Source organism: Burkholderia sp. HI2500 (assembly GCF_002223055.1).
In the GTDB taxonomy this organism is placed as follows: Bacteria; Pseudomonadota; Gammaproteobacteria; order Burkholderiales; family Burkholderiaceae; genus Burkholderia.
Genome location: NZ_NKFL01000004.1, coordinates 143571 through 170049, shown reverse-complemented (window position 1 = coordinate 170049; position 26479 = coordinate 143571). Strand labels below are relative to the sequence as shown.

Below are 26479 nucleotides of genomic sequence, written 5' to 3'. Positions count from 1 at the left end.
GGCGCGCCAGCCCGGCCGGCGTCGCCGCGCATCGGCAGGACAGACGAATTGCGAGGGTCGGATTCGTTTAGCGAGGTGACCGGCAGCGTTCGGGCGCAACCGGTAAAATGCCGAACCATGAAACCCGAAATCTGGACCCCGCATGTGACGGTCGCCGCGCTCGTCGAGCACGCCGGCCGCTTTCTCATGATCGAGGAAGAAACCTCGTCGGGCCTGCGCATCAACCAGCCGGCAGGCCATCTCGAAGCCGGCGAAACGCTGGCCGACGCCGTGATCCGAGAAACGCTCGAGGAAACCGCGCACCCGTTCACGCCCGACGCGCTCGTCGGCGTCTATCTCGCGCACTACGACCGCCCCGGCACCGCCGGCGCGACCTACCTGCGCTTCACGTTCTGCGGCACGGCCAGCGAGCCGATCGCGGGCCACGCGCTCGACGACGGCATCGTCCGCACGCTGTGGATGACCGCCGACGAGCTGCGCGCGTGCGGCGAGCGCCATCGCTCGCCCGCGGTGATGCGCTGCGTCGACGATTACCTCGCCGGGCGGCGCATTCCGCTCGATTTCGTGCACACGCATTCGGTCGCGCCGCGCCCCGAAGCATTCGAACGTCAGGCGGTCAACAAATGAGCAAGCGCCGTGTAGTGGTGGGCATGTCGGGCGGCGTCGATTCGTCGGTGACCGCTTGGCTGCTGAAGGAGCAGGGTTACGACGTGGTCGGCCTGTTCATGAAGAACTGGGAAGACGACGACGACGGCGAATACTGCTCGACGCGCCAGGACTGGATCGACGTCGTGTCGGTGGCCGATCTGATCGGCATCGACGTGGAAGCCGTCAACTTCGCGGCCGAATACAAGGACCGCGTGTTCGCCGAATTCCTGCGCGAATATTCGGCCGGCCGCACGCCGAACCCCGACGTGCTGTGCAACGCCGAGATCAAGTTCAAGGCGTTCCTCGATCACGCGATGTCGCTCGACGCGGAAATGATCGCGACCGGCCACTATGCGCGCGTGCGCGAGCGTGACGGGCGTTTCGAACTGCTGAAGGCCTTCGATCATACGAAAGACCAGTCGTACTTCCTGCACCGGCTGAACCAGGCGCAGTTGTCGAAGACGATGTTCCCGCTCGGTGAGATCCCGAAGACGAAGGTGCGCGAGATCGCCGCGCAGATCGGGCTGCCGAACGCGAAGAAGAAGGATTCGACCGGCATCTGCTTCATCGGCGAACGGCCGTTCCGCGATTTCCTGAACCGCTATCTGCCGACCCAACCCGGCCCGATGAAGACGCCGGACGGCAAGGTCGTCGGCGAGCACATCGGTCTCGCGTTCTACACGTTCGGCCAGCGCAAGGGCATCGGCCTCGGCGGCAGCAAGACCGGCAACGGCGATCCGTGGTTCGTCGCCGCGAAGGACATCGCGTCGAACACGCTGTACGTCGTGCAGGGCCACGATCATCCGTGGCTGCTGGCGCGCGAGCTGGTCGCGGGCAACGTGAGCTGGGTCGCCGGCGAACCGCCGGCCGAAGGTTTCGCGTGCGGGGCGAAGACGCGCTACCGGCAGGCCGACGCGGCGTGCGCATTCGGCGCCGCCACGCCCGGCCCGGCAGGCGAGGCGCGCTTCTCGCTCGCGTTCGACGACGCGCAGTGGGCCGTCACGCCCGGGCAGTCGGCCGTGCTGTACGACGGCGAGATCTGCCTCGGCGGCGGGATCATCGAATCCGCGCTGTCCGGCAACACGCAGGCGAACGCAGCACCGGCCCTCGCGCTCGCCCGCTGACGCGCCGCCGGCGCCGGCGCCGGCGCCGCGCAAGCGGCAGCAGGCCGGAAGCGGCCGCGCCACTCACCGCATGTTCCGCACCGACGCGTCGTAGCGCTCGCGCGCCGCGTCCAGCTCGGGAAAATGGCGCTCGGCCCAGCGGTCGAGCGCCACGAGCGTCTCCACGAGCGACCCCGCCACCGCCGTCAACCGGTATTCGACGTGTGCGCGCCGCGCGGCCACCGCGATGCGTTCGATCAGCCCGTTGCGCTCCAGCTCGCGCAGCGTCTGCGTCAACACCTTCTGGGAAATCCCGCCGATACGCTTGAGCAGCTCGCCATTGCGCAGCGGCCGCTCGGCCAGCGCCGGCAGGATCAGCAGCGACCACTTGCCGGCGACCAGCGCGAGCGCATCGCGCGCTGAGCAGTCCGCCGCGTAGACGTCGCCGGGAAATGCCATGGTTACCTCCGGGTGCGTGATTGCGCGGCCCCACCGCCGCCGGCCATCATCGTCGCACACTCACGGAGCCCGCCATGCATGCGCTGATCGTCGTTGCCCATCCCGAACCGCAGTCGTTCAACGCCACCCTCGCCGGCACGGCGGCCGACGCCTGGCGCGCGGGCGGCCATGCCGTGACGGTCGCGAACCTGTATGGCGAGACGTTCGACCCGTGCGAGGCACCGCGCCATTACGCGGATCGGCTCGACCCCACCTGCTTCGACGCGCAGCGCGAGCAGCGCCATCACTGGGAACGCGGCACGCTCGCGCCCGAGATCGCGCATCATGTCGGCCTGCTGAAGCAAGCCGATGCGCTGATCCTGCAGTTCCCGCTGTGGTGGTTCGGCGCGCCCGCGATCCTGAAGGGCTGGATGGATCGCGTGTTCGTCTACGGCGGCCTTTACAGCAGCCGGCAGCGCCACGATCGCGGCGTGCTGCAAGGGCGGCGCGCGTTGCTGAGCGTCACGACCGGCTCGTCGGCCGCCGCCTGCGCGTCCGATGGCCGTGAAGGCGATACCCGCCTGCTGCTGTGGCCGATCATGTACGCGCTGCGCTACGTCGGCTTCGACGTGCTCGAACCGCACCTGGTCCACGACGTCCGCGGCGGCCTGGCAGGCGACGCCGCGCGACGACAGGACGCGCGCCTCGCACGCTGCCTCGTCGACTACCGCGCGCGGCTGCGCGACTGGCCCGCATGGCCGCGCGTGCCGTTCAACCGCGACGAGGACTTCGACGACGACGCCAGGCTGAAACCCGGCACCCTGGCGTACAGCCCGTTCATCCGCCCGACCGAGGCCGGCCGGTAGCCGCCGGCTCGGCAACGCGAGCTTCACGACACCCGTAGTAGACTCTCGACCATCGTGGGCGCCGGCGGCGGCGGGTACGGCACGGGCACCATGCCCGCCGGGCCTGCGCGATGCCTCGGGCGCCGACCTGCCGGCCGCCGCGCGATCCTGGCGACGTGACGGCCATCCAGACAATTACGATGGAGTCCCCATGTTTTCCCGACGCTATATCGCGATGTGGTGCGCGGTCCTGCTGTTCGTGGCCGTCGCGGCGCTCGCCGCCCGGCACACGATCGCGTGGCTGTGGCTCGTGATCCCGGCCGCGCTCGTCGCGCTCGGCCTGTACGACCTGAAGCAGGACCGCCACGCGATCCTGCGCAACTACCCGCTCTGGGGCCACTTCCGCTTCCTGTTCGAATTCATCCGACCTGAAATCCGCCAGTATTTCGTCGAGGACGACACCGACGAAAAGCCGTTCTCGCGTGCGCAGCGCAGCCTCGTCTACCAGCGCGCGAAGAACGTCGCCGACAATCGTCCGTACGGCACCGAGCTGAACGTGAAGGCCGTCGCGCACGAATGGATCAGCCATTCGCTCGCGCCGACGAAGCTGCCGAACCACGATTTCCGCATCCGCGTCGGCGCGAACCGCGCGCAACCGTATGACATTTCGATCTTCAACATCTCGGCGATGAGCTTCGGCTCGCTGTCCGCGAACGCGATCCGCTCGCTGAACCTCGGTGCGAAGAAAGGCGGTTTCGCGCACGACACGGGCGAAGGCTCGCTGTCGAAGTACCACCGCGAAAACGGCGGCGACATCATCTGGGAAATCGCGTCCGGCTACTTCGGCTGCCGCAACGACGACGGCACCTTCAACCCCGACAAGTTCGCGAAGCAGGCCGCCGATCCGCAGGTCAAGATGATCGAGGTGAAGCTGTCGCAGGGTGCGAAGCCCGGCCACGGCGGCGTGCTGCCGGCCGCGAAGATCACGCCGGAAATCGCCGAGACGCGCGGCGTGCCGATGGGCAAGGACTGCATCTCGCCGGCGACGCACTCGGAGTTCTCGACGCCGCGCGGGCTGCTCGAATTCGTCGACCGGCTGCGCACGCTGTCGGGCGGCAAGCCGACCGGCTTCAAGCTGTGCATCGGCCATCCGTGGGAATTCTTCGGGATCGCGAAGGCGATGCTCGAGACCGGCATCGTGCCGGACTTCATCGTCGTCGACGGCGCGGAAGGCGGCACGGGCGCGGCGCCGCTCGAATTCACCGACCACGTCGGCGTGCCGCTGCAGGAAGGGCTGCTGCTCGTGCACAACACGCTCGTCGGGATCGGCGTGCGCGATCGCGTGAAGCTCGGCGCGAGCGGCAAGATCATCACCGCGTTCGACATCGCGCGTACGCTCGCGATCGGCGCGGACTGGGTGAACTCGGCGCGCGGCTTCATGTTCGCGGTCGGCTGTATCCAGGCGCAGCACTGCCACACCGATCGCTGCCCGACCGGCGTCGCGACCCAGGACCCGGTGCGCCAGCGCGCGCTCGTCGTGCCCGACAAGGCCGAGCGCGTGTACAACTTCCACCGCAATACGCTGCATGCGTTGCAGGAACTCGTGCAGGCGGCCGGCCTCGCGCACCCGTCCGAGCTGCGCGCACATCACATCGTGCAGCGGGTCGCGCCGCATGAAGTGCGGCTGATGTCGCAGTTGCTGAAGTACCTGAAACCCGGTGCGCTGCTCGACGGCAACACCTGCGGCTTTACGCTGTACGACAAGTGGTGGCCGATTGCGCGCAGCGATTCGTTCACGCTCGGCGAAGCCGTGTACGCATCGATCGAATGACGCGGGCGACCGCCCCCGCCGCGGGGCGGCCCGGCAAAAAGAAAAGCGCCCCGCGGGGCGCTTTTCTTTTGTCTGCCGAATGGCGTGAAACGCGTGAAGCGCGTGAATGCGTCGCGTGCGGCTCAGCTCTGCGGCAGCGTGTCGGCGAACGACGGCCGCTGCAGCAGCTTCGCGAAGTGCTTGTCGAGGTTCGGGTGGCGATCGCGCCAGTTGAGCTCGGGCATCCGGAAGTCGAGATAGCCGAGCGCGCAGCCGAGTGCGATGTCGGCGAGCGTGTAATGATTACCGACACACCACGTCTTGCCGCCGAGGCCCTGCGACATCGCGACGAGGCCGTCGTCGATCTTGCGTTGCTGGCGCGCGATCCAGCTCGCGCTGCGCTGCACCTCGTCGCGCATCGTATGTTCGACGCGAATCGCGACCGCCGCGTCGATCACGCCGTCGCCCAACGCTTCCCAGCACCGCACCTCGAGGCGCTCGCGGCCCGACGGCGGAATCAGCTTGCCGACCGGCGACAACGTATCGACGTATTCGCAGATCACGCGGGAATCAAACACCGCGGCACCATCCTCCATCACGAGGCACGGGACCTTGCCGAGCGGATTCGAGGCATGAATATCCGTCTCCGGCGCCCACACGTTCTCGAGCTCCAGCTTGTAGTCGATCTTCTTTTCAGCCAGCACGATCCGCGCCTTGCGGACGTACGGGCTGCTGAGCGAACCGATTAATTTCATCATCTGCCTTTTTAAGGGAACCGCCGAGAGTATACGTTGTCGCCGATCATAACCGGCCAGCGTCGCGCGACAGAAAATCGCCCGGACGGCCTGTGGATGGTTTGCAACAACCGCCGCGCGGGCCTTCCAGGGCGGCTTCCCGCCCCCTCTCTCACGCACGGCGTCCCGCGGCGCTACAATCGCACGAATGAACGCGCCCCTCGATACCGCCATCGCCGTCGACGTCTACCGCCAGCGCCGTGAACGCGTGCTTGCCGCACTGCGTGCCGCCGGCGGCGGCGTCGCCATCGTCCCCACCGCGCCCGAAGTGCCGCGCAATCGCGATACGGACTATCCGTACCGGTTCGACAGCTACTTCCACTACCTGACAGGCTTCAGCGAGCCGGATGCCGTGCTCGTGCTGAACGCGGCCGCGCCGCACGGCGCGCCGGAGTCGATCCTGTTCTGCCGCGCCAAGAACGCCGACCGCGAAATCTGGGAAGGCTTCCATTACGGGCCCGAAGCCGCGCGCGATGCGTTCGGCTTCGACGCGGCGTTCGCGGTCGACGTGATCGATACCGAGATGCCGCGCCTGCTCGCCGACGCGGGCACCGTGCACTACCGGTTCGGTGCATCGGCCGACTTCGAGCGCCGGCTCGCGGGCTGGGTCGACGCGGTGCGCGCGCTGGCGCGCACGGGTGTCGCCGCGCCGGACGCGATGCTCGACCTCACGCCGCTGCTCGACGACATGCGGCTCGTGAAGGACGAGCACGAACTCGCGATCATGATGCGCGCCGCGCACATCTCCGCCCTTGCGCACCGCCGCGCGATGCAGGCGTGCCGCCCCGGCATCCGCGAATACGAACTCGAGGCCGAGCTGCTGTATGTGTTCCGCAAGCACGGCGCGCAGTCGCCCGCGTACGGCTCGATCGTCGCGGCCGGCGCGAACGCGTGCGTGCTGCACTACCCGGCCGGCAACGCAACCGCACAAGATGGCGACCTGATCCTGATCGACGCCGCGTGCGAACTCGACGGCTACGCGTCGGACATCACGCGCACGTTCCCGGCCAACGGGCGCTTCTCGCCCGCGCAACGCACGCTGTACGACATCGTGCTCGCCGCGCAGCAGGCCGCGATCGACGCGACGCGCGCCGGCGTGCCGTTCGAGGCGCCGCACGACGCCGCCGTGCGCGTGCTCGCGCAGGGGCTGCTCGACACCGGCATCATCCCGAAATCGCGCTTCTCGAACGTCGACGACGTGATCGCCGAGCGCGCCTACGCACGCTTCTACATGCATCGCACCGGCCACTGGATCGGCATGGACGTGCACGATTGCGGCGACTACCGCGAGCGGCTCGCCGAGCGTGACGGCAACGGCGCGCTGCCGTGGCGCACGCTGAAAGCCGGCATGACGCTGACGATCGAGCCCGGCCTGTACGTGCGCGCCGCCGACGACGTGCCGCCCGAGTACTGGAACATCGGCATCCGCATCGAGGACGACGCGATCGTGCGCGAGCACGGCTGCGAGCTGATCACGCGCGGCGTGCCCGTCGCGGCGGACGAGATCGAAGCGCTGATGCGCGCGGGCGCATGACCGGCCGCCGCCGACCGTTACCTCCGTTTCACGAATCAAGATGACGACCGCCTCCTCCCCGGCCACGCCGGACTACGATCTCGCCATCGTCGGCGCGGGCCCCGTCGGGCTCGCGCTCGCCGGCTGGCTCGCGCGCCGCAGCGCCACGCAGCACGCATCGATCGCACTGATCGATGCACGCGAACCGGCCGCCAGCGCGAACGATCCGCGCGCGATCGCCGTGTCGCACGGCAGCCGCGTGCTGCTCGACACGCTCGCGTGGCCCGCCGACGCGACGCCGATCGAACATATCCACGTGTCGCAGCGCGGCCATTTCGGCCGCACGCTGATCGACCGCGACGAGCACGACGTCGCCGCGCTCGGCTACGTCGTGCGCTACGGCTCGCTCGTGCAGGCGCTCGCGGGCGCCGTGCGCGGCACGCGCGTCGACTGGCTCACGTCGACCACCGCGCGCGCGCCGCAGCAGGATGCCGACGACGTCACGCTGACGCTCGACGGCCCGCAGGGCGAGCGCACGCTGCGCGCACGCGTCGTCATCAATGCCGAAGGCGGGCTGTTCCACGAACAGCAGGCCGACGCCGGCAAACATCGCCGCGACTACGGGCAGACCGCGATCGTCGGCACGGTCACGGTATCTGCGCCGCGCCCGAACGTCGCGTGGGAACGCTTCACGCACGAAGGCCCGCTCGCGCTGCTGCCGCTCGGCGGGCCGCGCCAGGCCGAGTACGCGCTCGTCTGGTGCTGCACGCCCGACGAAGCAGCGCGGCGCGCCGCGCTGCCCGACGATGCGTTCCTGCGCGAGCTCGGCCGCGCATTCGGCGAACGCATGGGCGACTTCGTCGCGATCGCGGGGCGCGCATCGTTCCCGCTCGGCCTGACCGCCGCGCAGACGCTCGTCAACGGCCGCGTCGCGATCGTCGGCAATGCCGCGCAGACCCTGCACCCCGTCGCGGGCCAGGGGCTCAACCTCGGGCTGCGCGATGCGCATACGCTCGTCGATACGCTGTCCGCGCAAGGCTTCGAGGCCACCGCGCTCGCCACCTTCAACGCGCGCCGCGCACTCGACCGGCGCTTCACGATCGGCGCGACCGACACGCTGGCACGCCTGTTCACGATCGACTCGGGCCCGCTCCCGCTGCTGCGCGGCGCGGCACTCACCGCGCTCGAGTTCGTGCCGCCGCTCAAGAAGGTGATCGCGCGACAGATGATGTTCGGCCAGCGCAACTGACCCGCGGCGCGCACAGTCGCGCCGCTCAAACCGGGTCAAATCGGCGGGGCATGGGAATACGGTAAAATGCGCGTTTCCGTCTGCCCTTTCCCTGCCCGCGCCCGCCGCGGGCGGTGCCATTGCGATGCCCGTTATCGGCCCTCACGTATTGCGTAACAACCTGTTCGTCGCCCCGATGGCCGGCGTGACGGATCGTCCGTTCCGCCAGCTCTGCAAGCGGCTGGGAGCCGGTTACGCCGTGTCCGAGATGGTCGCGTCCAACGCGCAGCTGTGGAAAAGCGCGAAGACGATGCGGCGCGCGAACCACGAAGGCGAGGTGGAACCGATTGCGGTCCAGATCGCCGGCGCCGATCCGGCGATGATGGCCGAAGCGGCCCGCTACAACGTCGACAACGGCGCGCAGATCATCGATATCAACATGGGCTGCCCGGCGAAGAAGGTCTGCAACGTCGCGGCCGGCTCCGCGCTGCTGCAGAACGAGCCGCTCGTGCAGCGCATCGTCGAGGCCGTCGTCGCGGCGGTCGGCACGGGGCCCGATGCGGTGCCCGTCACGCTGAAGATCCGCACCGGCTGGGATCGCGAGCACAAGAACGCGATCACGGTTGCGCGCCTGGCCGAAGCCGCCGGCATCTCGATGCTCACCGTGCACGGCCGCACGCGCGCCGACCTGTACCGCGGCGACGCCGAATACGACACCATCGCCGCCGTGAAGGCGGCCGTGCGGATTCCGGTGGTCGCGAACGGCGACATCACGTCGCCCGCGAAGGCGAAGGCCGTGCTCGACGCCACCGGCGCCGACGCCCTGATGATCGGTCGTGCCGCGCAAGGTCGGCCGTGGCTGTTCCGCGAAATCGATCATTTCCTGCAAACCGGCGAGCTGCTGCCCCCGCCGCGGATCGACGAGATCCAGCACGTGATGAACGAACACCTGGAAGACCACTACGCTTTCTATGGTGAATTCACGGGAGTCCGTACTGCGCGCAAGCACATCGGCTGGTACACTCGCGGCCTTTCCGGTGCCAACGGGTTCCGGCACAGGATGAACACGCTCGATTCCACCCGCGAGCAGCTCGCCGCCGTCAATGCATTCTTCGAGGCGCAAAAGGCGCTGTCGGACCACCTCGTCTACGTCGATGACGAAGAGGAAAACGGCCAGGGCGAGTCGGACGACCATAACCAGTTAGCAGCATGAGCAAGCACAACATCGAACAATGTGTCCGCGAGAGCCTGGACGTGTATTTCCGGGATCTAGACGGCTCCAATCCGCACGACGTCTATGAAATGGTGATGTCCTGCGTCGAAAAGCCGATGCTCGAGGTCGTGCTCGTACAGGCCGGCGGCAACCAGTCGCTCGCCGCGGAGTACCTCGGCATCAATCGCAATACGCTGCGCAAGAAGCTGCAGCAGCACGGCCTGCTGTAGGCGGCCGTCCCGTCCCCGTTTCCCTGGCTATTGGTGGTTCCATCATGATCAAGCAAGCGCTCATTTCCGTTTCCGACAAGACCGGCATCGTCGACTTCGCGAAGTCGCTGTCCGACCTCGGCGTCAAGCTGCTGTCGACGGGCGGCACCGCGAAACTCCTCGCCGACGCCGGCCTGCCCGTGACCGAAGTGGCTGATTACACGGGCTTCCCGGAAATGCTCGATGGGCGCGTGAAGACGCTCCACCCGAAGGTGCACGGCGGCATCCTCGCCCGCCGCGACCTGCCCGAGCACATGCAGGCGCTGGAACAGCACGGCATCCCGACGATCGACCTGCTCGTCGTGAACCTGTACCCGTTCGTCGCGACGATCGCGAAGGACGACTGCACGCTCGCCGACGCGATCGAGAACATCGACATCGGCGGCCCGACGATGCTGCGCTCGGCCGCGAAGAACCACCGCGACGTGACGGTCGTCGTCGATCCGGCCGACTACGCGGTCGTGCTCGATGAAATGAAGGCGAACGGCAACGCGGTCGGCTACGCGACCAACTTCCGCCTTGCGACGAAGGTGTTCGCGCACACCGCGCAATACGACGGCGCGATCACGAACTACCTGACGAGCCTGACCGACGAGCTGAAGCACGCGTCGCGCAGCGCGTACCCGGCCACGCTGAACCTGGCGTTCGACAAGGTGCAGGACCTGCGCTACGGCGAGAACCCGCACCAGAGCGCCGCGTTCTACCGCGACCTCGCGACGCCGGCCGGCGCGCTGGCGAACTACCGCCAGCTGCAGGGCAAGGAACTGTCGTACAACAACATCGCCGACTCCGACGCGGCGTGGGAATGCGTGAAGACGTTCGACGCGCCGGCCTGCGTGATCATCAAGCACGCGAACCCGTGCGGCGTCGCAGTCGGCAACGATTCGGCCGACGCATATGCGAAGGCATTCCAGACCGACCCGACGTCGGCATTCGGCGGCATCATCGCGTTCAACCGCGAAGTCGACGAAGCGGCTGCCCAGGCCGTCGCGAAGCAGTTCGTCGAAGTGCTGATCGCACCGTCGTTCTCCGACGCCGCGAAGCAGGTGTTCGCCGCTAAGCAGAACGTGCGCCTGCTCGAGATCGCACTCGGCGACGGCCATAACGCATTCGACCTGAAGCGCGTGGGCGGCGGCCTGCTCGTGCAGTCGCTCGATTCGCGCAACGTGCAACCGAGCGAGCTGCGCGTCGTCACGAAGCGCCAGCCCACCGCGAAGGAAATGGACGACCTGCTGTTCGCATGGCGCGTCGCGAAGTACGTGAAGTCGAACGCGATCGTGTTCTGCGGCAACGGCATGACGCTCGGCGTCGGCGCAGGCCAGATGAGCCGCGTCGATTCCGCGCGCATCGCGAGCATCAAGGCGCAGAACGCCGGCCTGACGCTGGCCGGTTCGGCAGTCGCATCGGATGCGTTCTTCCCGTTCCGCGACGGCCTCGACGTCGTCGTGGCAGCCGGCGCGACCTGCGTGATCCAGCCGGGCGGCTCGATGCGCGACGACGAAGTGATCGCGGCGGCCGACGAGCACGGCATCGCGATGGTCCTGACGGGCGTGCGCCACTTCCGTCACTGATCGCATGCGGCCCGCGCGGCCGCCGCACGACGACCCGGCGGCATCACACCCGCCGGGTTTTTTATTGCGCGGCACCTTCGCGCACGACCGGCGACCGGCTTGCCGCACCAATCGTTGTAGTATCGCTGCATCACGCCATTCTCCTCACTCATGCGAATTCTCGGCATCGACCCCGGCCTGCGCGTCACCGGCTTCGGCGTCATCGACGTCAGCGGCCACCGGCTCGCGTATGTCACGAGCGGCGTAATCCGCACGCCGACGGCCGACCTGGCCACCCGGCTCGGCACGATCTTCCAGGGCGTCTCGACCATCGTGCGCGAGCACGCCCCCGACCAGGCCGCGATCGAAAAGGTGTTCGTCAACGTGAACCCGCAGTCGACGCTGCTGCTCGGCCAGGCGCGCGGCGCCGCGATCTGCGGCCTCGTCGCGGGCGGCCTGCCCGTCGCCGAATACACGGCGCTGCAGCTCAAGCAGGCCGTGGTCGGCTACGGCCGCGCGACCAAGACGCAGATGCAGGAAATGGTCACGCGGCTGCTCAACCTCTCCGGCCAACCGGGTTCCGACGCGGCCGACGCGCTCGGCATGGCGATCTGCCACGCGCACGGCGGCGATACGCTCAACACGCTCGGCGGCCTCGCGCCGGCGCTCGCGAAGAAAGGGCTGCGCGTGCGGCGCGGGCGGCTGGTCGGCTGACGGCGGCGCGCATCGCGACCCGGCACGTCGGCTCGACTGCGTTGCCCCCTTTGGCTGCGCCGGCCACCTTGACCGTTTTACCCGCACGCGGCACGCCCGCGACATGCGCCGCTTCGGCCTGACGGCCGCGCCCATCGGCATCGCGCCGCACGTGCGCTACACTCGCGCTTTCTTCCTCGCATCAAGCCATCCATGATCGGTCGCATCGCCGGCATCCTGGTCGAAAAGAACCCGCCCCACCTGCTCGTCGACTGCAACGGCGTCGGCTACGAGATCGACGTGCCGATGAGCACCTTCTACAACCTGCCGCAAACCGGCGAGCGCGTCGTGCTGCTCACGCAGCAGATCGTCCGCGAGGACGCGCACCTGCTGTACGGCTTCCTGACGCCGCAGGAGCGCACGACCTTCCGCGAGCTGCTGAAGATCACCGGCATCGGCGCGCGCATGGCGCTCGCCGTGCTGTCCGGCATGAGCGTGCAGGAACTCGCGCAGGCCGTGACGATGCAGGACGCCGCGCGCCTCACGCGCCTGCCCGGCATCGGCAAGAAGACGGCCGAACGCCTGCTGCTCGAACTGAAGGGCAAGCTCGGCGCCGATCTCGGCGCGCTCGCCGGCGCCGCCTCGCCGTCCGACCACGCGACCGACATCCTCAACGCGCTGCTCGCGCTCGGCTATTCCGAAAAGGAAGGCCTCGCCGCGATCAAGAACGTGCCGGCCGGCACCGGCGTATCCGAAGGCATCAAGCTCGCGTTGAAGGCGCTGTCGAAGGTCTAACGCCCGCGTGACGCGCTGCCGAGCGGTGCGTTGAAGCCAGTGTCGCGCAGCCGCGCAACGCTCGCCAGTCGGCCGTTCGGTCAGGTGGGCGGGACTGCGGCGCGCGGTACAATGGCCGCATGATTGAAACCGACAAACTCGCCACCGAGCAGCGGATCATCGCCGCCACGCCCGCCTCGTCGCACGAGGAGGTGTTCGAACGTGCGCTGCGGCCGCGCCAGCTCGACGACTACGTCGGCCAGGAAAAGGTGCGCGGCCAGCTCGAGATCTTCATCGAAGCCGCCAAGCGCCGCTCCGAGCCGCTCGACCACGTGCTGCTGTTCGGGCCGCCGGGCCTCGGCAAGACGACGCTCGCACACATCATCGCGCGGGAGATGGGCGTGAACCTGCGCCAGACGTCGGGCCCCGTGCTCGAGCGCGCGGGCGATCTCGCCGCGCTGCTGACGAACCTCGAAGCGAACGACGTGCTGTTCATCGACGAGATCCACCGGCTGTCGCCGGTCGTCGAGGAAATCCTGTATCCGGCACTCGAGGATTACCAGATCGACATCATGATCGGCGAAGGCCCGGCCGCGCGCAGCGTGAAGCTCGACCTGCAGCCGTTCACGCTGGTCGGTGCCACCACCCGCGCCGGGATGCTGACCAACCCGCTGCGCGATCGTTTCGGGATCGTCGCACGCCTCGAGTTCTACGATGCCGATCAACTGTCGCGCATCGTGCGGCGCTCGGCGTCGCTGCTGAACGCGCAGATCGATCCGAATGGCGCGCTCGAAATCGCGAAGCGTTCGCGCGGCACGCCGCGGATCGCGAACCGGCTGCTGCGCCGCGTGCGCGACTTCGCGGAAGTGAAGGCCGACGGCCAGATCACCGCGGCCGTCGCCGATGCCGCGCTCGCGATGCTCGACGTCGATCCGGTCGGCTTCGACCTGATGGACCGCAAGCTGCTCGAGGCGATCCTGTACAAGTTCGACGGCGGCCCGGTCGGCATCGACAACCTCGCGGCGGCGATCGGCGAAGAGCGCGACACGATCGAGGACGTACTCGAGCCGTACCTGATCCAGCAGGGCTTCCTGCAGCGCACGCCGCGCGGGCGCGTCGCGACGCTGCTCACGTATCGCCACTTCGGGCTTTCCGTGCCCGACACCGGCCGCGCCGAACGCGGCGAGTGGGATACCCCCGACGGGAAGTAACCCGTCGCCCGAGCCGCCCCACCATGACGACGCCACCCAGCTCCCGCCCCGCCGCACCCGCACCGGGCCCGCGCTGGGCCGAGCCGATCCGCAAGCGGCTCGTGGCCGGCGTCACGCACCTGACCGTGGGTGGCGGCGGCCCGTCACTCGACCTCTCTTCACCGCTGGGAGACCCGGGGCTGTTCGGTCCCGAGGCCGTCTGCTGGCGTGTGCATGCCGACTTCACGTCGATGATGACGGGCGGCATCGCGGCGCTGCTGCTGCAGGCGCTCCACCCGCTCGCGCTCGCGGGCGTCTGGGATCACTCGTCGTTCCGCACCGACATCCTCGGCCGCTTGCGACGCACCGCCACGTTCATCACCGGTACGACGTTCGGCAGTCGCGCGGACGCCCTCGCGCTGATCGAGCGCGTGAAATCGATCCACGCGCACATCTCGGGCACCGCGCCGGACGGCCGCCCGTACCGCGCCGACGATCCGGCGTTGCTGACCTGGGTGCATGTCGCGGAAGTGTCGAGTTTCCTCGCCGCGCACCTGCGCTATGTGAATCCCGCGCTGCCGGGCGAGTTGCAGGACCGCTACTACGCTGAAACGGCATTGGTCGCCGAGCTGCTCGGCGCACACGAGGTGCCCCGTTCGCGTGCCGAGGTGGCCGCCTATCTCGCGCGCATGCAGCCCGAGCTCGAGGCCGGGCCGCGCACGTTCGACGTGATGTCCATCCTGCTGAACGTGCCGGTCGCGAAGCCCGCGCTGCGGCCGGCCGCGTCGCTGGTGATGCATGCGGGCATCGACCTGCTGCCGCCGTGGGCGCAGCGCATGCTCGGCGTGTCGGCGTTCGCGCCGCTGCGCCGCGCGGTGGTCCGGCCGGGCATCCGGGTCGTCGCACCCGTGCTGCGCTGGGCGCTCGTGAACGGCGCGTCAAAACGTGCGCGCCGCCGCGCCACAGCGACGCCGCCCGACGGCACCCCGCCTGCCTGACGATTCGCTTCTTCTTATCATTTCAATTCACTGTCAAATACCTGTGACAAGCTGACGGGCTTGCACCCGCGCACGGTCGCACGTGCCGCACGTCCCGCCTGTCCGTGACCCGCGCGGTGTCCCGCCCACCCGACCGACACCCGATGCCCGCGATGCCACGCCTGCCGATCCGTTTCGCCCTTGCCGCCAGCCTGTCCACCGTCTTCGCCCTCACCGCCTGCGGGGGCGACGATGTCACTGCCGTCGCGCGTTCGGACGCGCAAACGCCGTCCGGCGGCACCCCGACCACGCCTGCCCCTACGCCGCCCGCCACCGTCACGCCGCAACCGGGCAAGTGGAAGACCGCGCGCGCGGGCGACCTGATCGACGTGACGCTCGGCGACCTCCATCCGACGCAAGGCGCGATCGGCTACGACCAGATCTATTACAAGCTCGGCCGCTACGAACTGCAGCCCGACAAGAAATTCGACGACTTCTGCGCGGACGAGGGCCTCGGCGGCGTCGCGTCGAGCGGCTACACAGCCAGGTCGACGCTGCGCGAGCCCGCGAGCTACACGTGCACGACGACCGACGCGAACGCCCGCGACCGCTCGGTGCTGAACCCGGTCGTGATCGGCCCGAACGGCGATGCGCTGTACCTGACCGACGGCCACCACGGCCTGTCGACCTACTTCGAGACGCCCGACGGCGGCCCGGCGCTGCACGTGCACGTCGTCGTCAAGGACAACCTCAGCGACTACTCGGGCGACGCGTTCTGGCAGCAGATGCAGAGCCGCGGCTATCTGCGCCTCAAGAATGGCGACGGCAAGGCGATCACGACCGCGCAACTGCCGACCGGGCTCGGCCTGAAACTCGGGATGACGAATGACCGCTACCGCTCGCTCGTCTATTTCACGCGCGACATCGGCTACAGCAAGCCCGCACAAGCCACCGACTATCTCGAGTTCTACTGGGCCGACTGGCTGCGCGCGCAACCGGGCACGTTCTCGCTCGCCGGCTATGACCTGACGCGCGCCGGCACAACTGACCCGGATCCGGCAAAGGCCGACACCGGCTACCTGAACGCGGTCTGGAATGCGTCGACGCGCATGGTCGCGGCCACGGACCCGGTGATCGACGGCAAGACGGGCGCCGACCTCGGGCGCGCGGACACGATCAACGGCGGCAAGAAATACAACAAGGGGGAATTCGACAAGCTGCGCCAGCCGATCACGGCGGACAAGCCCGGCAAGATCGCGTACGCGCTCGACTACAAGACGCGCCACGCGCTGCCGCAGTAAGCAGCCGGCACCACGCAGGAAGGAAGTCCCGGCCGGCGATGCCGGACGGGCCTGCAGGCTCAGAGCACCTTGCGGTACCCGTCGTCGTCGCTCGCGGCGTCCAGGTGCGACACGTCGGCCCACTGCACGACCTGCGCGCGGCCGTCGACGTAATCGACGACGTTGATGCTCGTGTTGAGCAGCTGATAATTGCGCGGCGCCGACAGCTCGATGCCGTTCGCGAAACGATAGACGCAGTCGAGCACGCCGCCATGCGCGACGCACGCGATCCGGCCTCCCGGATGCTCGGCGACGATCGGTTCGAGCGCATGCAGCACGCGGTGGTAGAACTCGCGCTGCGACTCGCCGCCCTCCGGCGCGAAGCCGGGGTCGCGCGTCTGCCAGGCCGCGTACGCGTCGGGGAACAGCGTCTCGATCTCGGCGCTGTCGTGCCCCTGAAACTGGCCGTACGAGCGTTCGCGCAGCCCTTCCCGCAGCCGCGGCGCAAGCCCGAGCGCGTCGGCGAACGGCTGCGCGGTCTGCTGCGCACGCATCAGGTCGCTCGAATAGATCGCGTCGAGCCGTGCACCGTCACGCGCGTCGCGCGCGAGCCGTGCGGCCAGCTTTTGTGCCTGCTCGAGGCCCGTTTCGGCCAGCGGGATGTCGATATGACCCTGGATGCGCTTGATGCGATTCCAGGCCGTCTCGCCATGGCGGATGAAAAGAATCTGCGTGGTGGCCATCGCGGCGCGTCTCCGGGGAAGAATCAGGGCCGCACTTGCAGCCAGAAGGTCACGGGGCCGTCGTTGACAAGCGACACCTGCATGTCGGCGCCGAACTCGCCCGTCTCGACGACCGGATGGCGCGCCCGCGCGGCCGCCACGAAATAGTCGAACAGCCGCGCGCCTTCGTCGGGCGGCGCGGCCGGCGTGAAGCTCGGACGCAGCCCGCTGTTGGTATCGGCCGCCAGCGTGAACTGCGACACGAGCAGCAGGCCACCTGCGCGGCCCTCGCCGTCGATATTCGACACCGGCAGGTTCATCTTGCCGGCGGCGTCGCTGAACACGCGGTAGCCGAGCATCTTCGCGAGCAGCTTGTCGGCCGCTGCGTCGGTGTCGCCGCGCTCCGCGCAGACCAGCGCGAGCAGGCCCGCGCCGATCTCGCCCGTCGTGCGATCGCCGACGCGCACGTCGGCGCGCTTCACGCGCTGGATCAGCGCGATCATGCGGTCAGCGTGACGCGTGCGAAGCGGCGCTTGCCGACCTGCACGACGAACTCGCCGGCGTCGACCTTCAGGCCCTTGTCCGACACGGTCGCGCCATCGATCTTCACGCCGCCCTGCTCGATGTTGCGCAGTGCCTCGCTCGTCGACGGCACGAGGCCGGCCTGCTTCAGCAGCTGGCCGATCGCGAGCGGCGCGCCCGCGAGCGTGACCGACGGAATGTCGTCCGGCACGCCGCCCTTCGCGCGGTGGTTGAAGTCCTCGAGCGCACGCTCGGCGTCGGCCTGCGAGTGGAAGCGCGCGACGATTTCCTGCGCGAGCAGCACCTTGAAGTCGCGCGGGTTGCGGCCGCCTTCGATCTCGCGCTTGAAGCCGTCGATCTCGTCCATCGGACGGAACGACAGCAGCTCGAAGTAACGCCACATCAGCGTGTCCGAGATGCTCATCAGCTTGCCGAACATGTCGTTCGGCTGCTCGCTGATGCCGACGTAGTTGCCCTTCGACTTCGACATCTTCTCGACGCCGTCGAGGCCTTCGAGCAGCGGCATCGTGAGAATGCACTGCTGTTCCTGGCCATACTGCTTCTGCAGTTCGCGGCCGACCAGCAGGTTGAATTTCTGGTCGGTGCCGCCGAGCTCGAGGTCGGCGTTCAGCGCGACCGAGTCGTAGCCCTGCATCAGCGGGTACAGGAATTCGTGGATCGAGATCGGCACGCCGCCCTGGAAGCGCTTCGTGAAATCCTCGCGCTCGAGGATCCGCGCGACCGTGTAGCGCGACGCGAGCTTGATCATCCCGTCCGCGCCGAGCGGCATCGACCATTCGCTGTTGTAGCGGATTTCGGTCTTGTCGCGGTCGAGCACGAGCGCGGCCTGCTCGAAGTAGGTCTTCGCGTTCGATTCGATCTGTTCGCGCGTGAGCGGCGGGCGCGTCGCGTTGCGGCCCGACGGGTCGCCGATCAGCGACGTGAAATCGCCGATCAGGAAGATGACCGTGTGGCCGAGGTCCTGCAGCTGACGCATCTTGTTCAGCACGACCGTGTGGCCGATGTGGATGTCAGGCGCGGTCGGGTCGAGGCCGAGCTTGATGCGAAGCGGCGTGCCCGTCGCCGCGCTGCGCGCGAGCTTCTGCGCGAACTCTTCCTCGACCAGCAGCTCGTCGACGCCGCGCTTCGTGACGGCGAGCGCATGCCGGACTTCGTCGGTGATCGGGAAAACAGGCTTGGAACTGGGTTCGGTGCTCATCGGTGCCAGGAAGAATGTCGCAAAAACAGGGATTTTCCCATAACTTGCGCGCCCATCGCTTAACGGCGCGTCACGTTGCGCGGATAATCGGGCGCAAGGCGCGTGGCACCGGCCCGCGTCGCACGATCCAGGAGAACCCAACGTGCCGCAACGACAGCCGCAACATGCCCATCCGGCCGACGGCATCTACTTCGGGCTGATGTCGGGAACCAGCATGGACGGCGTCGATGGCGTCGCCGTGCGTTTCGAGGCCGGCAAGGCACCGGTCGTGCTCGCGGAAGCGTTCGTCGGCTTCGCGCAATCGCTGCGCGACGCGCTGTTCGCGCTGCAGCAGCCCGGCGACGATGAAATCGACCGCGAATCGCTCGCGGCGAACGCGCTGGTCGCGCGCTATGCGGTGTGCTGCCACGAATTGCAGCGCACCGCCGGGCTGTCGCGCGACGAAATCCGCGCGATCGGCGTGCACGGCCAGACCGTGCGCCATCGCCCCGAGCGCGGCTATACGCGGCAGATCAACAACCCGGCGCTGCTCGCCGAGCTGACCCAGCTCGACGTGATCGCCGATTTCCGCAGCCGCGACGTCGCCGCGGGCGGCCATGGCGCGCCGCTCGCGCCGGCCTTCCATGCGACGGTGTTCGGCGCGCCGGGCGAAACGCGCGTCGTCTGCAATCTCGGCGGGATCAGCAACATCACGATCCTGCCCGGCGAAGGCGGCGACGTGCGCGGCTTCGACTGCGGCCCCGCGAACGCGCTGCTCGACGAATGGGCGACCCGCCATCTCGGCAAGCCGTACGACGACGGCGGCAAGTTCGCCGCGCGCGGCACCGTCCACGCGCCGCTGCTCGACGCGCTGCTCGACGAGCCGTATTTCGCCGCACCGCCGCCGAAAAGCACCGGGCGCGACCTGTTCAATCCCGCATGGCTCGACGCGAAGCTCACCGCGTTCGCGCAGATCACGCCGGAGGACGTGCAGGCGACCCTTACCGCGCTCACGGCCGTGTCGGTCGCACGCGAGATCGCGCAGCACGCAGCGGGCTGCAAGGCCGTGTTCGTCTGCGGCGGCGGCGCACGCAATCCGGTGCTGCTCGACGCGCTCCGGAACGCACTGCGCGAGGCCGGCGTGCCGGCCACGGTCGATACGACGGCCGCGCTCGGCGTGCCGCCGCAGCAGGTCGAGGCGCTCGCCTTCGCGTGGCTCGCGTACCGCTTCACCGCGCGCCAGCCCGGCAATCTCGCGACGGTCACGGGCGCAGCCGGCAATCGCGTGCTGGGCGCGCTCTATCCGCGCTGACGCGGCGCCTGCCGCACGGCGGGCGCCGCATCGCCAAAGCGAACGGGCATAAAAAAACGGGGCATGAAGCCCCGTTTTTCATTCCGGCGAACCGGATCGGATCTGCCGTGTGCTCAGACCGAGAACGACGAGCCGCACCCGCAGGTGGTGCTCGCGTTCGGGTTCTTGATCACGAACTGGGCGCCGTTGAGGTCGTCCTTGTAGTCGATCTCAGCGCCGACCAGGTACTGGTAGCTCATCGAGTCGATCAGGAGCTGGACGCCGTTCTTGTTCATCACGGTGTCGTCCTCGTTGACTTCCTCGTCGAACGTGAAGCCATACTGGAAGCCGGAGCAGCCGCCGCCCTGCACGAACACGCGCAGCTTCAGGTCGGGATTGCCCTCTTCGTCGATCAGTTGCTTGACCTTGTCGGCTGCGGCGTCGGTGAAGACGAACGGAACCGGCATTTCGGCCGTCGTTGCTGCGGATTCGGTAACAGCGTTCATTGCGAACTCTCCAAAAAGCTTTAGCCGCTATTGTAGGGCCGATCAGAAGATCGTGCTGAAGTCCATGAAATCAATAGGTTCTTGTCGATTTCGTCAAACTCGCCCGCGCGGGCCGCGACGGCACGCGCCTGGAAGCGGACATAAAAAAACCGCCAGCGCGAACGCTGGCGGTTTTTCCGGCGGACGCCGCCCGGGAGCGGCGAGGCCATGAAGCGGAATTAACGCTTCGAGAACTGCTTTGCGCGACGTGCCTTGCGCAGACCAACCTTCTTACGCTCGACTTCACGTGCATCGCGCGTGACGAAGCCTGCGTTCGACAGCGACGGCTTCAGCGTCGCATCGTAGTCGATCAGTGCACGGGTGATGCCGTGGCGCACTGCACCTGCCTGACCCGTTTCGCCGCCGCCGTTGACGTTGACCTTGATGTCGAACGTCTGGCCGTGGTTCGTGAGTTCCAGCGGTTGACGCACGATCATCAGCGACGTTTCGCGCGAGAAGTAGTCAGCGATGGGCTTGCCGTTGACGATGATGTCGCCCTTGCCAGCCTTGATGAAGACACGTGCGACTGCGCTCTTGCGGCGGCCCGTACCGTAGTTCCAGTTACCGATCATGTGGGCTCCCCTTAGATCTCGAGCGCCTTCGGCTGTTGCGCCGAATGCGGATGCGTAGCTTCAGCGTAGACCTTCAGCTTCTTGATCATCGCGTAGCCGAGCGGGCCCTTCGGCAGCATGCCCTTGACCGCTTTCTCGAGCGCGCGGCCCGGGAAGCGTTCTTGCATCTTGCCGAACGTCGTTTCATAGATACCGCCCGGGTAGCCCGAGTGACGGTAGTACTTCTTGTCCAGAGTCTTGTTGCCCGTGACCTTCAACTTGCTTGCGTTGATGATGATGATGAAATCACCAGTGTCGACGTGCGGGGTGAACTCAGGCTTGTGCTTGCCGCGCAGACGGCGTGCCACTTCGCTGGCAACACGGCCGAGAACCTTATCCGTCGCGTCAATCACGTACCATTCGCGCGTCACCTCATGGGCTTTTGCGGAAAACGTCTTCATGATCGATCCAAAAAAATTGCTTAGCCCGGTGTGTTCTTCCTGCTTGTCTGTGTGCGCTTCGAGGCGCGGTGCAGGCTCTCCCTGTTCTTTTTCCGTGGGCATGAATGCGGAAAAGCCCTGAATTATAAAGGAAATACGGCAACGCGGTCAAAGGGAATCCACTTCCCGTGTCCACGGCGGCCGAAATGGGCCAAAATCCGTTCGTGCCCCGACAAGCCAGGCGAACCGAGCGCCCGGGGAGGCACCCATCGACGCGCGGCACATGACCATCCCGCGCCAGACCGGCCGAATCTGGAAAACAACAAACAAGCATGATGAATCAACGACTTACGCCCTTCCTTGCGGCCGCGCTGCTGGCCGCCGCGGCGCCTGCCGTCGCCGCCCGCACCGACTGCGAAGCCAAGCTCGACGCACTCGATACCCGCATTACCGAAGCCCGCGCCGCCCATGCCGAGGATCGCGTCGCCCGCCTGCGCGCGGTGCGCGAGCGCGTCCGGCACTTCTGCGCGCGCGGCCATGGTCATGCGTCGGCCGTCCACGTTCCTGCACCTGACACACGCACGCCCGGCACGGCGCCCGGCGGCGCGACGTCACAGTCGGACGCAAAGCAACCGGCATAACGATGCCGGGATGCGAGGCGCGCAAGCCGCGCGCTGATGTTTGCATGGGACGAAAAAAAGCCCGAACGGCTGGTTCGGGCTCAATCCACCATAGGAGGAGGGTGGAGGAGACATTCGGAGGTTGCCGCAGCGCGACAACCAATGAGGCTCATTATACGAATGCGTCGCCGACTTCACAAGAAAATTTGCATTGCGAAATCAAACACCATAATGCGGAATATTTCGCATCTCGTTTGAAAAAATCATTTTTCCTTTGAAATCAATCACCTGATCCCGTCTGGCAGTCTCGAAAACGCCCCGCTTCTAGAGCAAAACCCCTAAATCCGAGGGGGAAATGGCTGTCCGGCGCGTCGCTCGTGCGGCGCCGGCATTGCGCGTCGTGCAGCGCATCAGCCGTCCGTTGCGCAGCGGGCTACAATGCCGGATCGAATCCGAATCAGGCAACGCTGGAGTGCAAGCATGGAATGCAAAGTAAGCTGGATGGGCCAGGACGGCATGGCGTTTTCCGCCGAGACCGGCAGCGGCCACCTCGTCACGATGGATGGCGCGCCCGAAGGCGGCGGCCACAACCTCGCGCCGCGCCCGATGGAAATGGTGCTGCTCGGCACCGGCGGCTGCACGGCCTATGACGTCGTGCTGATCCTGAAGAAGAGCCGCCAGGAAGTCAGCGGCTGCTCGGTCACGCTGAAGGCCGAGCGCGCGAGCGAAGATCCGAAGGTGTTCACGAAGGTGCACTTCCACTTCACCGTCACCGGGCGCAACCTGAACCCGTCCACGGTCGAACGCGCGATCAACCTGTCGCACGACAAGTATTGCTCCGCGTCGATCATGATCGCGAAGACGGCCGAACTCACGCATTCGTTCGACATCGTCGCCGGCTGAACGCACGGCGAGCGCGCATGAAAAAAGGGCCGGCGCTCCGCGGGGAGACGCCGGCCCTTTCGCATTCGAACCGCAAAGCAGGCCGATAAGCCGGATTCTGTGCACGCTGCGCGCCGAAGCACGCAACGCGTGGCAGCCATTCCTCTAGGCGCGCCATTGCTGACGCGCTCAAGCTTCCTACCCGCAGACGAGACGGGGGCCCCGTCCTGCATCCGAAAATGCGCGCCTGCCTACTTGGAATTGCTCCGGGTGGAGGTTACCGTGCCGGCGAACGTCGCCGTCGCCGCGGTGCGCTCTTACCGCACCGTTTCACCCTTACCTGATCCCGGCTTGCGCCGGGCCATCGGCGGTTTGCTTTCTGTTGCCCTGTTCCGCGTGTCGCCACGGATGGCCGTTAGCCATCACCCTGCCCTGTGGAGTCCGGACTTTCCTCGCCCCCGCGCGCCCGAAGGCGGCGAGGCCGCGACTGCCTAGCCTGCTTTGCGACGCGCATTCTAGCACTGCGCGCCGCAGGCCGCATGGGGCCGGGTTCGCGCGACGGCGCGGTGGCTTACGCCAGCTTCCAGCCGATCGTCTCGCCGCCGCGCAGCGGCACGACGGGTGTATCGCCCGCGAAGATCTCGCGCGGCAGTTCCCATGCCTCGCGACGCAGCGTGACGGTCTCGGCGCTGCGCGGCAGCCCGTAGAAATCGGCGCCGAAGAAGCTCGCGAAGCCTTCCAGCTTGTCGAGCGCGCCGGCGGTGTCGAACGCTTCCGCATACAGTTCGAGCGCGTGCAGCGCCGTGTAGCAGCCCGCGCAGCCGCACGCGGTTTCCTTCGCGTCGCGCGCATGCGGCGCGCTGTCGGTGCCGAGGAAGAAGCGCGGGTTGCCCGACGTCGCGGCCTCGACCAGCGCGACGCGATGCGTCTCGCGCTTCAGCACCGGCAGGCAGTAGTAATGCGGGCGAATCCCGCCGACGAACAACGCGTTGCGGTTGTACAGCAGGTGATGCGCGGTGATCGTCGCGCCGAGCAGGCCGGGCGCCGCGTCGGCGTCGCGCACGTAGTCGGCCGCGTCCTTCGTCGTGATGTGCTCGAACACGACCTTCAGGCCCGGGAAATCGCGGCGCAGCGGCGTCATCACGCGGTCGATGAAGACCTTCTCGCGGTCGAACAGGTCGATCGACGCATCGGTCACCTCGCCGTGCACGAGCAGCGGCATGCCGGTTTCCTGCATCGCCTCGAGCGTCTTCGCGCATTTCGCGAGATCGGTGACCCCGTGGTCGGAATTCGTCGTCGCGCCCGCCGGATACAGCTTCACGCCGTGCACGAAGCCGCTTTCGCGCGCGCGGCGGATCTCGTCGGGCGGCGTGTTGTCGGTCAGGTACAGCGTCATCAGCGGTTCGAACGTCATTCCGGCCGGCAGCGCGGCCAGGATGCGCTCGCGATAGGCCTGCGCCTGCGCGGTGGTCGTCACCGGCGGCTTCAGGTTCGGCATGACGATCGCGCGGCCGAACTGGCGCGCGGTGTGCGGCAGCACGGCGGCCAGCATGTCGCCGTCGCGCAGGTGAAGGTGCCAGTCGTCGGGACGGGCGAGCGAGAGCGTCGCCGGGGAGGAAGCGTTCGAGGCAGTCATAGGAGGCGTCGTGAGGAACGGGCTGGCCATCGGCGGGGCCGGAACGCGCGTGCGCGGGCCGACTGACGGCAAACCGCAACACGGGGCCTTCGGCCGGCGGAATCCGCTTTTTACCGCTCAGGGCTCGGTGATATGCTAGAAGCCGCATTGTACCGGGGTTCGCCCGGTTCGTTACCCCCCGCCTCAGCCTGCTGCCCCAAGTAAAATGTGCCAACTCTTAGGAATGAACTGCGCCGCGCCGACGGACGTCACATTCTCCTTCACAGGTTTCGCGGCCCGGGGCGGGCTCACCGATCACCATGCCGACGGCTGGGGCATCGCGTTCTTCGAAGATAAGGCCTGCCGCCTGTTCATCGATCACCAGGCCTCGGCCACGTCGCCGATCGCCGAAATGGTGAAGCGCTACCCGATCAAGTCCAAGAACACGATCGCGCACATCCGCAAGGCGACGCAAGGCCACATCCTGCTGGAGAACAGCCATCCGTTCATGCGCGAGCTGTGGGGCCGGCACTGGATCTTCGCGCACAACGGCGACCTGCAGGACTACGCCCCGGACATGGACGGCAGCGTCTACCATCCGGTCGGCACGACCGACAGCGAACAGGCGTTCTGCGTGCTGATGCAGGGGCTGCGTGAAGCGTTCCCCGGCGCGCAGCCGCCGTTGCCCGAACTGTTCGAGCGCGTCGGCGAGCTGACGCGCGGCATCACCGATCACGGCGTGTTCAACTTCCTGATGTCGAACGGCCAGGCGCTGTTCGCGCATTGCTCGACGCGGCTGCACTACCTCGTGCGGCGCTGGCCGTTCTCGACCGCGCACCTCGTCGACGAAGACCTGTCGATCGACTTCGCGAAATACACGACGCCCGAGGATCGCGTCGCGGTGATCGCGACGCAGCCGCTCACCGACAACGAAGTCTGGACCGCGTTCGAGCCGGGCGAGCTGATCATGTTCCAGTGCGGCGACGTCGCCGCGCGGATGCGGATCCCGGTGCCGGAACGCGTGCTCGAGAAGCTGCGCAATCCGGCGCTCGACGCGTCGGCATCGGCGCCGCGCGATACGCGCGAGGTGCTCGCCACCGCCGCCGAAGTCGATTCCGACGACGCGATCGACTTCTGAGCGTCCGGCGCGCAAGCGCCCTCCTCCTTTCACCTCGGCACGTCGACGGCCCGCCGTGCCCGATCGCGGCGGCGGCTTCACGCGCCCACGATTCAGTTGATGTTGTTCACCGTCGGAACAGATCGCCCACGCCAGCGCCGACTGCGTTTCATCCGGATCACAATCCGGCATTTCGAAGCGACGCCGCGCAACACTTCATTCAGATTTAATTTATTTTCAATAAAATCAATTCAGATATAAAAAAATAAAATATGGCACCGGACTTCAGATAATCCGGCAACCGCATTTTAACGCACCAATCCGGCGCACACCGTGCGCCACCTCACCGAGCCGGCAATCGCCGATTCGCATCGCTCAAATCCACCAAAGCCTTGTGCAACAAGGCCTTCAGTTCGATTCATCACACAATACAAAAATAGCGGATGCAATCGACAAGATTGCCGCATTTGTTAGCTTCCCGACAATCGATCACGCGCCCGATCAATAGACTCCGCCCATCCTCGGTGTAACGAATTGCGATTCGCGGAGAAACGGCCACGGCCGCCGCACACCCATTCACGCCATTCTCCACCGCGGATTGCGATTTCACTGCGCCGCGGTGAAAACCACATCAAAAGAAGAGAGAGGGGC

At 67.3% G+C, this 26479-nt stretch carries 27 protein-coding genes and 1 other RNA gene; 18 read left to right on the top strand and 10 right to left on the bottom strand.

Annotated features, from left to right (window positions below; genetic code table 11):
- Window positions 1–117: 117 nt before the first annotated feature.
- Both CFB45_RS03325 and mnmA read left to right on the top strand, forming a co-directional pair.
- Entirely contained in the window at window positions 118–627 is a 510-nt protein-coding gene (locus CFB45_RS03325; RefSeq protein ID WP_089424513.1) for an NUDIX hydrolase, read from the top strand.
- Window positions 624–1772: a tRNA 2-thiouridine(34) synthase MnmA gene (gene mnmA, locus CFB45_RS03320; protein WP_089424512.1), complete on the top strand. Its 1149-nt coding sequence runs from the start codon at window positions 624–626 to the stop codon at window positions 1770–1772. Before CFB45_RS03325 ends, mnmA begins: the two co-directional genes overlap by 4 nt.
- A gap of 63 nt (window positions 1773–1835) precedes the next feature.
- Here mnmA and CFB45_RS03315 read toward each other — a convergent pair whose 3' ends face one another.
- Window positions 1836–2210, bottom strand: coding sequence for a winged helix-turn-helix transcriptional regulator (locus CFB45_RS03315; protein WP_089424511.1), 375 nt, complete (start codon window positions 2208–2210; stop codon window positions 1836–1838).
- Window positions 2211–2284: 74 nt separating this feature from the next.
- Here CFB45_RS03315 and CFB45_RS03310 point away from each other — a divergent pair, with 74 nt between their 5' ends.
- Both CFB45_RS03310 and CFB45_RS03305 read left to right on the top strand, forming a co-directional pair.
- Window positions 2285–3055: an NAD(P)H-dependent oxidoreductase gene (locus CFB45_RS03310; protein WP_089424510.1), complete on the top strand. Its 771-nt coding sequence runs from the start codon at window positions 2285–2287 to the stop codon at window positions 3053–3055.
- A gap of 190 nt (window positions 3056–3245) precedes the next feature.
- On the top strand, window positions 3246–4865 hold the full coding sequence (locus CFB45_RS03305; RefSeq protein WP_089424509.1) for an FMN-binding glutamate synthase family protein: 1620 nt from the start codon (window positions 3246–3248) through the stop codon (window positions 4863–4865).
- 122 nt (window positions 4866–4987) lie between these two features.
- Here the strand turns inward: CFB45_RS03305 and CFB45_RS03300 are convergent, their stop codons facing one another.
- Window positions 4988–5602 carry a glutathione S-transferase family protein gene (locus CFB45_RS03300; RefSeq protein ID WP_089424508.1) on the bottom strand — a complete coding sequence of 205 codons (615 nt, stop codon included), beginning with the start codon at window positions 5600–5602 and terminating at the stop codon, window positions 4988–4990.
- A gap of 184 nt (window positions 5603–5786) precedes the next feature.
- Here CFB45_RS03300 and CFB45_RS03295 point away from each other — a divergent pair, with 184 nt between their 5' ends.
- The 10 genes from CFB45_RS03295 to CFB45_RS03250 all read left to right on the top strand — a co-directional run bounded on the left by CFB45_RS03295 (window position 5787) and on the right by CFB45_RS03250 (window position 16346).
- Entirely contained in the window at window positions 5787–7172 is a 1386-nt protein-coding gene (locus tag CFB45_RS03295; protein ID WP_089424507.1) for an aminopeptidase P N-terminal domain-containing protein, read from the top strand.
- A 40-nt stretch (window positions 7173–7212) separates the two neighbouring features.
- Window positions 7213–8400: a UbiH/UbiF/VisC/COQ6 family ubiquinone biosynthesis hydroxylase gene (locus CFB45_RS03290; protein WP_089424506.1), complete on the top strand. Its 1188-nt coding sequence runs from the start codon at window positions 7213–7215 to the stop codon at window positions 8398–8400.
- A 124-nt stretch (window positions 8401–8524) separates the two neighbouring features.
- Window positions 8525–9592, top strand: coding sequence for a tRNA dihydrouridine synthase DusB (dusB, locus tag CFB45_RS03285; protein ID WP_006497523.1), 1068 nt, complete (start codon window positions 8525–8527; stop codon window positions 9590–9592).
- A complete protein-coding gene (locus tag CFB45_RS03280; protein ID WP_006476892.1) occupies window positions 9589–9822 on the top strand; it encodes a Fis family transcriptional regulator in 234 nt (77 codons plus the stop codon). The genes dusB and CFB45_RS03280 overlap by 4 nt, the downstream gene beginning before the upstream one ends.
- A 44-nt stretch (window positions 9823–9866) precedes the next feature.
- Window positions 9867–11432, top strand: coding sequence for a bifunctional phosphoribosylaminoimidazolecarboxamide formyltransferase/IMP cyclohydrolase (gene purH / locus CFB45_RS03275; RefSeq protein ID WP_071333925.1), 1566 nt, complete (start codon window positions 9867–9869; stop codon window positions 11430–11432).
- 150 nt (window positions 11433–11582) lie between these two features.
- A complete protein-coding gene (ruvC, locus tag CFB45_RS03270; protein ID WP_089424505.1) occupies window positions 11583–12125 on the top strand; it encodes a crossover junction endodeoxyribonuclease RuvC in 543 nt (180 codons plus the stop codon).
- A 192-nt stretch (window positions 12126–12317) separates the two neighbouring features.
- Window positions 12318–12899, top strand: a complete 582-nt coding sequence (ruvA, locus tag CFB45_RS03265) for a Holliday junction branch migration protein RuvA (protein WP_089424504.1) — start codon at window positions 12318–12320, stop codon at window positions 12897–12899.
- A gap of 119 nt (window positions 12900–13018) precedes the next feature.
- Complete coding sequence (gene ruvB / locus CFB45_RS03260; protein WP_089424503.1) at window positions 13019–14089, top strand: Holliday junction branch migration DNA helicase RuvB; 1071 nt, start codon at window positions 13019–13021, stop codon at window positions 14087–14089.
- A gap of 23 nt (window positions 14090–14112) precedes the next feature.
- Window positions 14113–15066 (top strand): oxygenase MpaB family protein, encoded by a 954-nt coding sequence (locus tag CFB45_RS03255; protein WP_089424502.1) that lies wholly within the window; start codon window positions 14113–14115, stop codon window positions 15064–15066.
- 143 nt (window positions 15067–15209) lie between these two features.
- On the top strand, window positions 15210–16346 hold the full coding sequence (locus tag CFB45_RS03250; protein WP_373452669.1) for a ParB/Srx family N-terminal domain-containing protein: 1137 nt from the start codon (window positions 15210–15212) through the stop codon (window positions 16344–16346).
- A gap of 59 nt (window positions 16347–16405) precedes the next feature.
- Here CFB45_RS03250 and CFB45_RS03245 read toward each other — a convergent pair whose 3' ends face one another.
- From CFB45_RS03245 to tyrS, 3 genes are read right to left on the bottom strand one after another with little or no spacing between them, the layout of a single operon-like run.
- Window positions 16406–17068: a histidine phosphatase family protein gene (locus CFB45_RS03245; RefSeq protein WP_089424501.1), complete on the bottom strand. Its 663-nt coding sequence runs from the start codon at window positions 17066–17068 to the stop codon at window positions 16406–16408.
- 23 nt (window positions 17069–17091) lie between these two features.
- The gene (gene dtd, locus CFB45_RS03240) at window positions 17092–17550 is read right to left on the bottom strand and encodes a D-aminoacyl-tRNA deacylase (RefSeq protein ID WP_011350959.1); all 459 of its coding nucleotides are present in this window, start codon (window positions 17548–17550) and stop codon (window positions 17092–17094) included.
- The gene (gene tyrS / locus CFB45_RS03235; RefSeq protein ID WP_089424500.1) at window positions 17547–18788 is read right to left on the bottom strand and encodes a tyrosine--tRNA ligase; all 1242 of its coding nucleotides are present in this window, start codon (window positions 18786–18788) and stop codon (window positions 17547–17549) included. Before tyrS ends, dtd begins: the two co-directional genes overlap by 4 nt.
- Window positions 18789–18930: 142 nt before the next feature.
- On the opposite strand from tyrS, the gene CFB45_RS03230 reads away from it, so the two are divergent.
- Window positions 18931–20079 (top strand): anhydro-N-acetylmuramic acid kinase, encoded by a 1149-nt coding sequence (locus tag CFB45_RS03230; protein ID WP_089424499.1) that lies wholly within the window; start codon window positions 18931–18933, stop codon window positions 20077–20079.
- Between the two features lie 113 nt (window positions 20080–20192).
- Here the strand turns inward: CFB45_RS03230 and erpA are convergent, their stop codons facing one another.
- The 3 genes from erpA to rplM form a co-directional block, all read right to left on the bottom strand.
- A complete protein-coding gene (erpA, locus tag CFB45_RS03225) occupies window positions 20193–20564 on the bottom strand; it encodes an iron-sulfur cluster insertion protein ErpA (RefSeq protein ID WP_011350956.1) in 372 nt (123 codons plus the stop codon).
- A 218-nt stretch (window positions 20565–20782) separates the two neighbouring features.
- The gene (rpsI, locus tag CFB45_RS03220) at window positions 20783–21175 is read right to left on the bottom strand and encodes a 30S ribosomal protein S9 (RefSeq protein ID WP_011883283.1); all 393 of its coding nucleotides are present in this window, start codon (window positions 21173–21175) and stop codon (window positions 20783–20785) included.
- 11 nt (window positions 21176–21186) lie between these two features.
- Window positions 21187–21615, bottom strand: coding sequence for a 50S ribosomal protein L13 (gene rplM / locus CFB45_RS03215; RefSeq protein WP_009687896.1), 429 nt, complete (start codon window positions 21613–21615; stop codon window positions 21187–21189).
- A 311-nt stretch (window positions 21616–21926) separates the two neighbouring features.
- On the opposite strand from rplM, the gene CFB45_RS03210 reads away from it, so the two are divergent.
- Window positions 21927–22235: a DUF1090 family protein gene (locus tag CFB45_RS03210; protein ID WP_089424498.1), complete on the top strand. Its 309-nt coding sequence runs from the start codon at window positions 21927–21929 to the stop codon at window positions 22233–22235.
- Between the two features lie 417 nt (window positions 22236–22652).
- Complete coding sequence (locus CFB45_RS03205) at window positions 22653–23117, top strand: OsmC family protein (RefSeq protein WP_172625585.1); 465 nt, start codon at window positions 22653–22655, stop codon at window positions 23115–23117.
- 70 nt (window positions 23118–23187) lie between these two features.
- Here CFB45_RS03205 and rnpB read toward each other — a convergent pair.
- Together rnpB and pyrC are read right to left on the bottom strand one after the other, a co-directional pair.
- Window positions 23188–23599: RNase P RNA component class A (rnpB, locus tag CFB45_RS03200), an RNA gene on the bottom strand.
- A gap of 68 nt (window positions 23600–23667) precedes the next feature.
- The gene (gene pyrC / locus CFB45_RS03195) at window positions 23668–24732 is read right to left on the bottom strand and encodes a dihydroorotase (RefSeq protein WP_011350953.1); all 1065 of its coding nucleotides are present in this window, start codon (window positions 24730–24732) and stop codon (window positions 23668–23670) included.
- 205 nt (window positions 24733–24937) lie between these two features.
- Here pyrC and CFB45_RS03190 point away from each other — a divergent pair, with 205 nt between their 5' ends.
- Window positions 24938–25849 carry a class II glutamine amidotransferase gene (locus CFB45_RS03190; RefSeq protein ID WP_089424497.1) on the top strand — a complete coding sequence of 304 codons (912 nt, stop codon included), beginning with the start codon at window positions 24938–24940 and terminating at the stop codon, window positions 25847–25849.
- Window positions 25850–26479: the final 630 nt, after the last annotated feature.

Excerpts from the sequence above, each read along its gene's own strand:
- CFB45_RS03190 (WP_089424497.1), top strand. The coding sequence starts at position 24,938 with ATGTGCCAACTCTTAGGAATGAACTGCGCCGCGCCGACGGACGTCACA.
- mnmA (WP_089424512.1), top strand. The coding sequence starts at position 624 with ATGAGCAAGCGCCGTGTAGTGGTGGGCATGTCGGGCGGCGTCGATTCG.
- CFB45_RS03210 (WP_089424498.1), top strand. The coding sequence starts at position 21,927 with ATGATGAATCAACGACTTACGCCCTTCCTTGCGGCCGCGCTGCTGGCC.
- CFB45_RS03315 (WP_089424511.1), bottom strand. The coding sequence starts at position 2,210 with ATGGCATTTCCCGGCGACGTCTACGCGGCGGACTGCTCAGCGCGCGAT.
- dtd (WP_011350959.1), bottom strand. The coding sequence starts at position 17,550 with ATGATCGCGCTGATCCAGCGCGTGAAGCGCGCCGACGTGCGCGTCGGC.
- ruvA (WP_089424504.1), top strand. The coding sequence starts at position 12,318 with ATGATCGGTCGCATCGCCGGCATCCTGGTCGAAAAGAACCCGCCCCAC.
- CFB45_RS03290 (WP_089424506.1), top strand. The coding sequence starts at position 7,213 with ATGACGACCGCCTCCTCCCCGGCCACGCCGGACTACGATCTCGCCATC.
- ruvC (WP_089424505.1), top strand. The coding sequence starts at position 11,583 with ATGCGAATTCTCGGCATCGACCCCGGCCTGCGCGTCACCGGCTTCGGC.
- CFB45_RS03295 (WP_089424507.1), top strand. The coding sequence starts at position 5,787 with ATGAACGCGCCCCTCGATACCGCCATCGCCGTCGACGTCTACCGCCAG.
- erpA (WP_011350956.1), bottom strand. The coding sequence starts at position 20,564 with ATGAACGCTGTTACCGAATCCGCAGCAACGACGGCCGAAATGCCGGTT.
- CFB45_RS03245 (WP_089424501.1), bottom strand. The coding sequence starts at position 17,068 with ATGGCCACCACGCAGATTCTTTTCATCCGCCATGGCGAGACGGCCTGG.
- purH (WP_071333925.1), top strand. The coding sequence starts at position 9,867 with ATGATCAAGCAAGCGCTCATTTCCGTTTCCGACAAGACCGGCATCGTC.
- ruvB (WP_089424503.1), top strand. The coding sequence starts at position 13,019 with ATGATTGAAACCGACAAACTCGCCACCGAGCAGCGGATCATCGCCGCC.
- CFB45_RS03280 (WP_006476892.1), top strand. The coding sequence starts at position 9,589 with ATGAGCAAGCACAACATCGAACAATGTGTCCGCGAGAGCCTGGACGTG.
- pyrC (WP_011350953.1), bottom strand. The coding sequence starts at position 24,732 with ATGACTGCCTCGAACGCTTCCTCCCCGGCGACGCTCTCGCTCGCCCGT.
- CFB45_RS03300 (WP_089424508.1), bottom strand. The coding sequence starts at position 5,602 with ATGATGAAATTAATCGGTTCGCTCAGCAGCCCGTACGTCCGCAAGGCG.
- dusB (WP_006497523.1), top strand. The coding sequence starts at position 8,525 with ATGCCCGTTATCGGCCCTCACGTATTGCGTAACAACCTGTTCGTCGCC.
- tyrS (WP_089424500.1), bottom strand. The coding sequence starts at position 18,788 with ATGAGCACCGAACCCAGTTCCAAGCCTGTTTTCCCGATCACCGACGAA.
- rplM (WP_009687896.1), bottom strand. The coding sequence starts at position 21,615 with ATGAAGACGTTTTCCGCAAAAGCCCATGAGGTGACGCGCGAATGGTAC.
- CFB45_RS03250 (WP_373452669.1), top strand. The coding sequence starts at position 15,210 with ATGCCCGCGATGCCACGCCTGCCGATCCGTTTCGCCCTTGCCGCCAGC.
- CFB45_RS03305 (WP_089424509.1), top strand. The coding sequence starts at position 3,246 with ATGTTTTCCCGACGCTATATCGCGATGTGGTGCGCGGTCCTGCTGTTC.
- CFB45_RS03255 (WP_089424502.1), top strand. The coding sequence starts at position 14,113 with ATGACGACGCCACCCAGCTCCCGCCCCGCCGCACCCGCACCGGGCCCG.
- rpsI (WP_011883283.1), bottom strand. The coding sequence starts at position 21,175 with ATGATCGGTAACTGGAACTACGGTACGGGCCGCCGCAAGAGCGCAGTC.
- CFB45_RS03310 (WP_089424510.1), top strand. The coding sequence starts at position 2,285 with ATGCATGCGCTGATCGTCGTTGCCCATCCCGAACCGCAGTCGTTCAAC.
- CFB45_RS03205 (WP_172625585.1), top strand. The coding sequence starts at position 22,653 with ATGCCGGATCGAATCCGAATCAGGCAACGCTGGAGTGCAAGCATGGAA.
- CFB45_RS03325 (WP_089424513.1), top strand. The coding sequence starts at position 118 with ATGAAACCCGAAATCTGGACCCCGCATGTGACGGTCGCCGCGCTCGTC.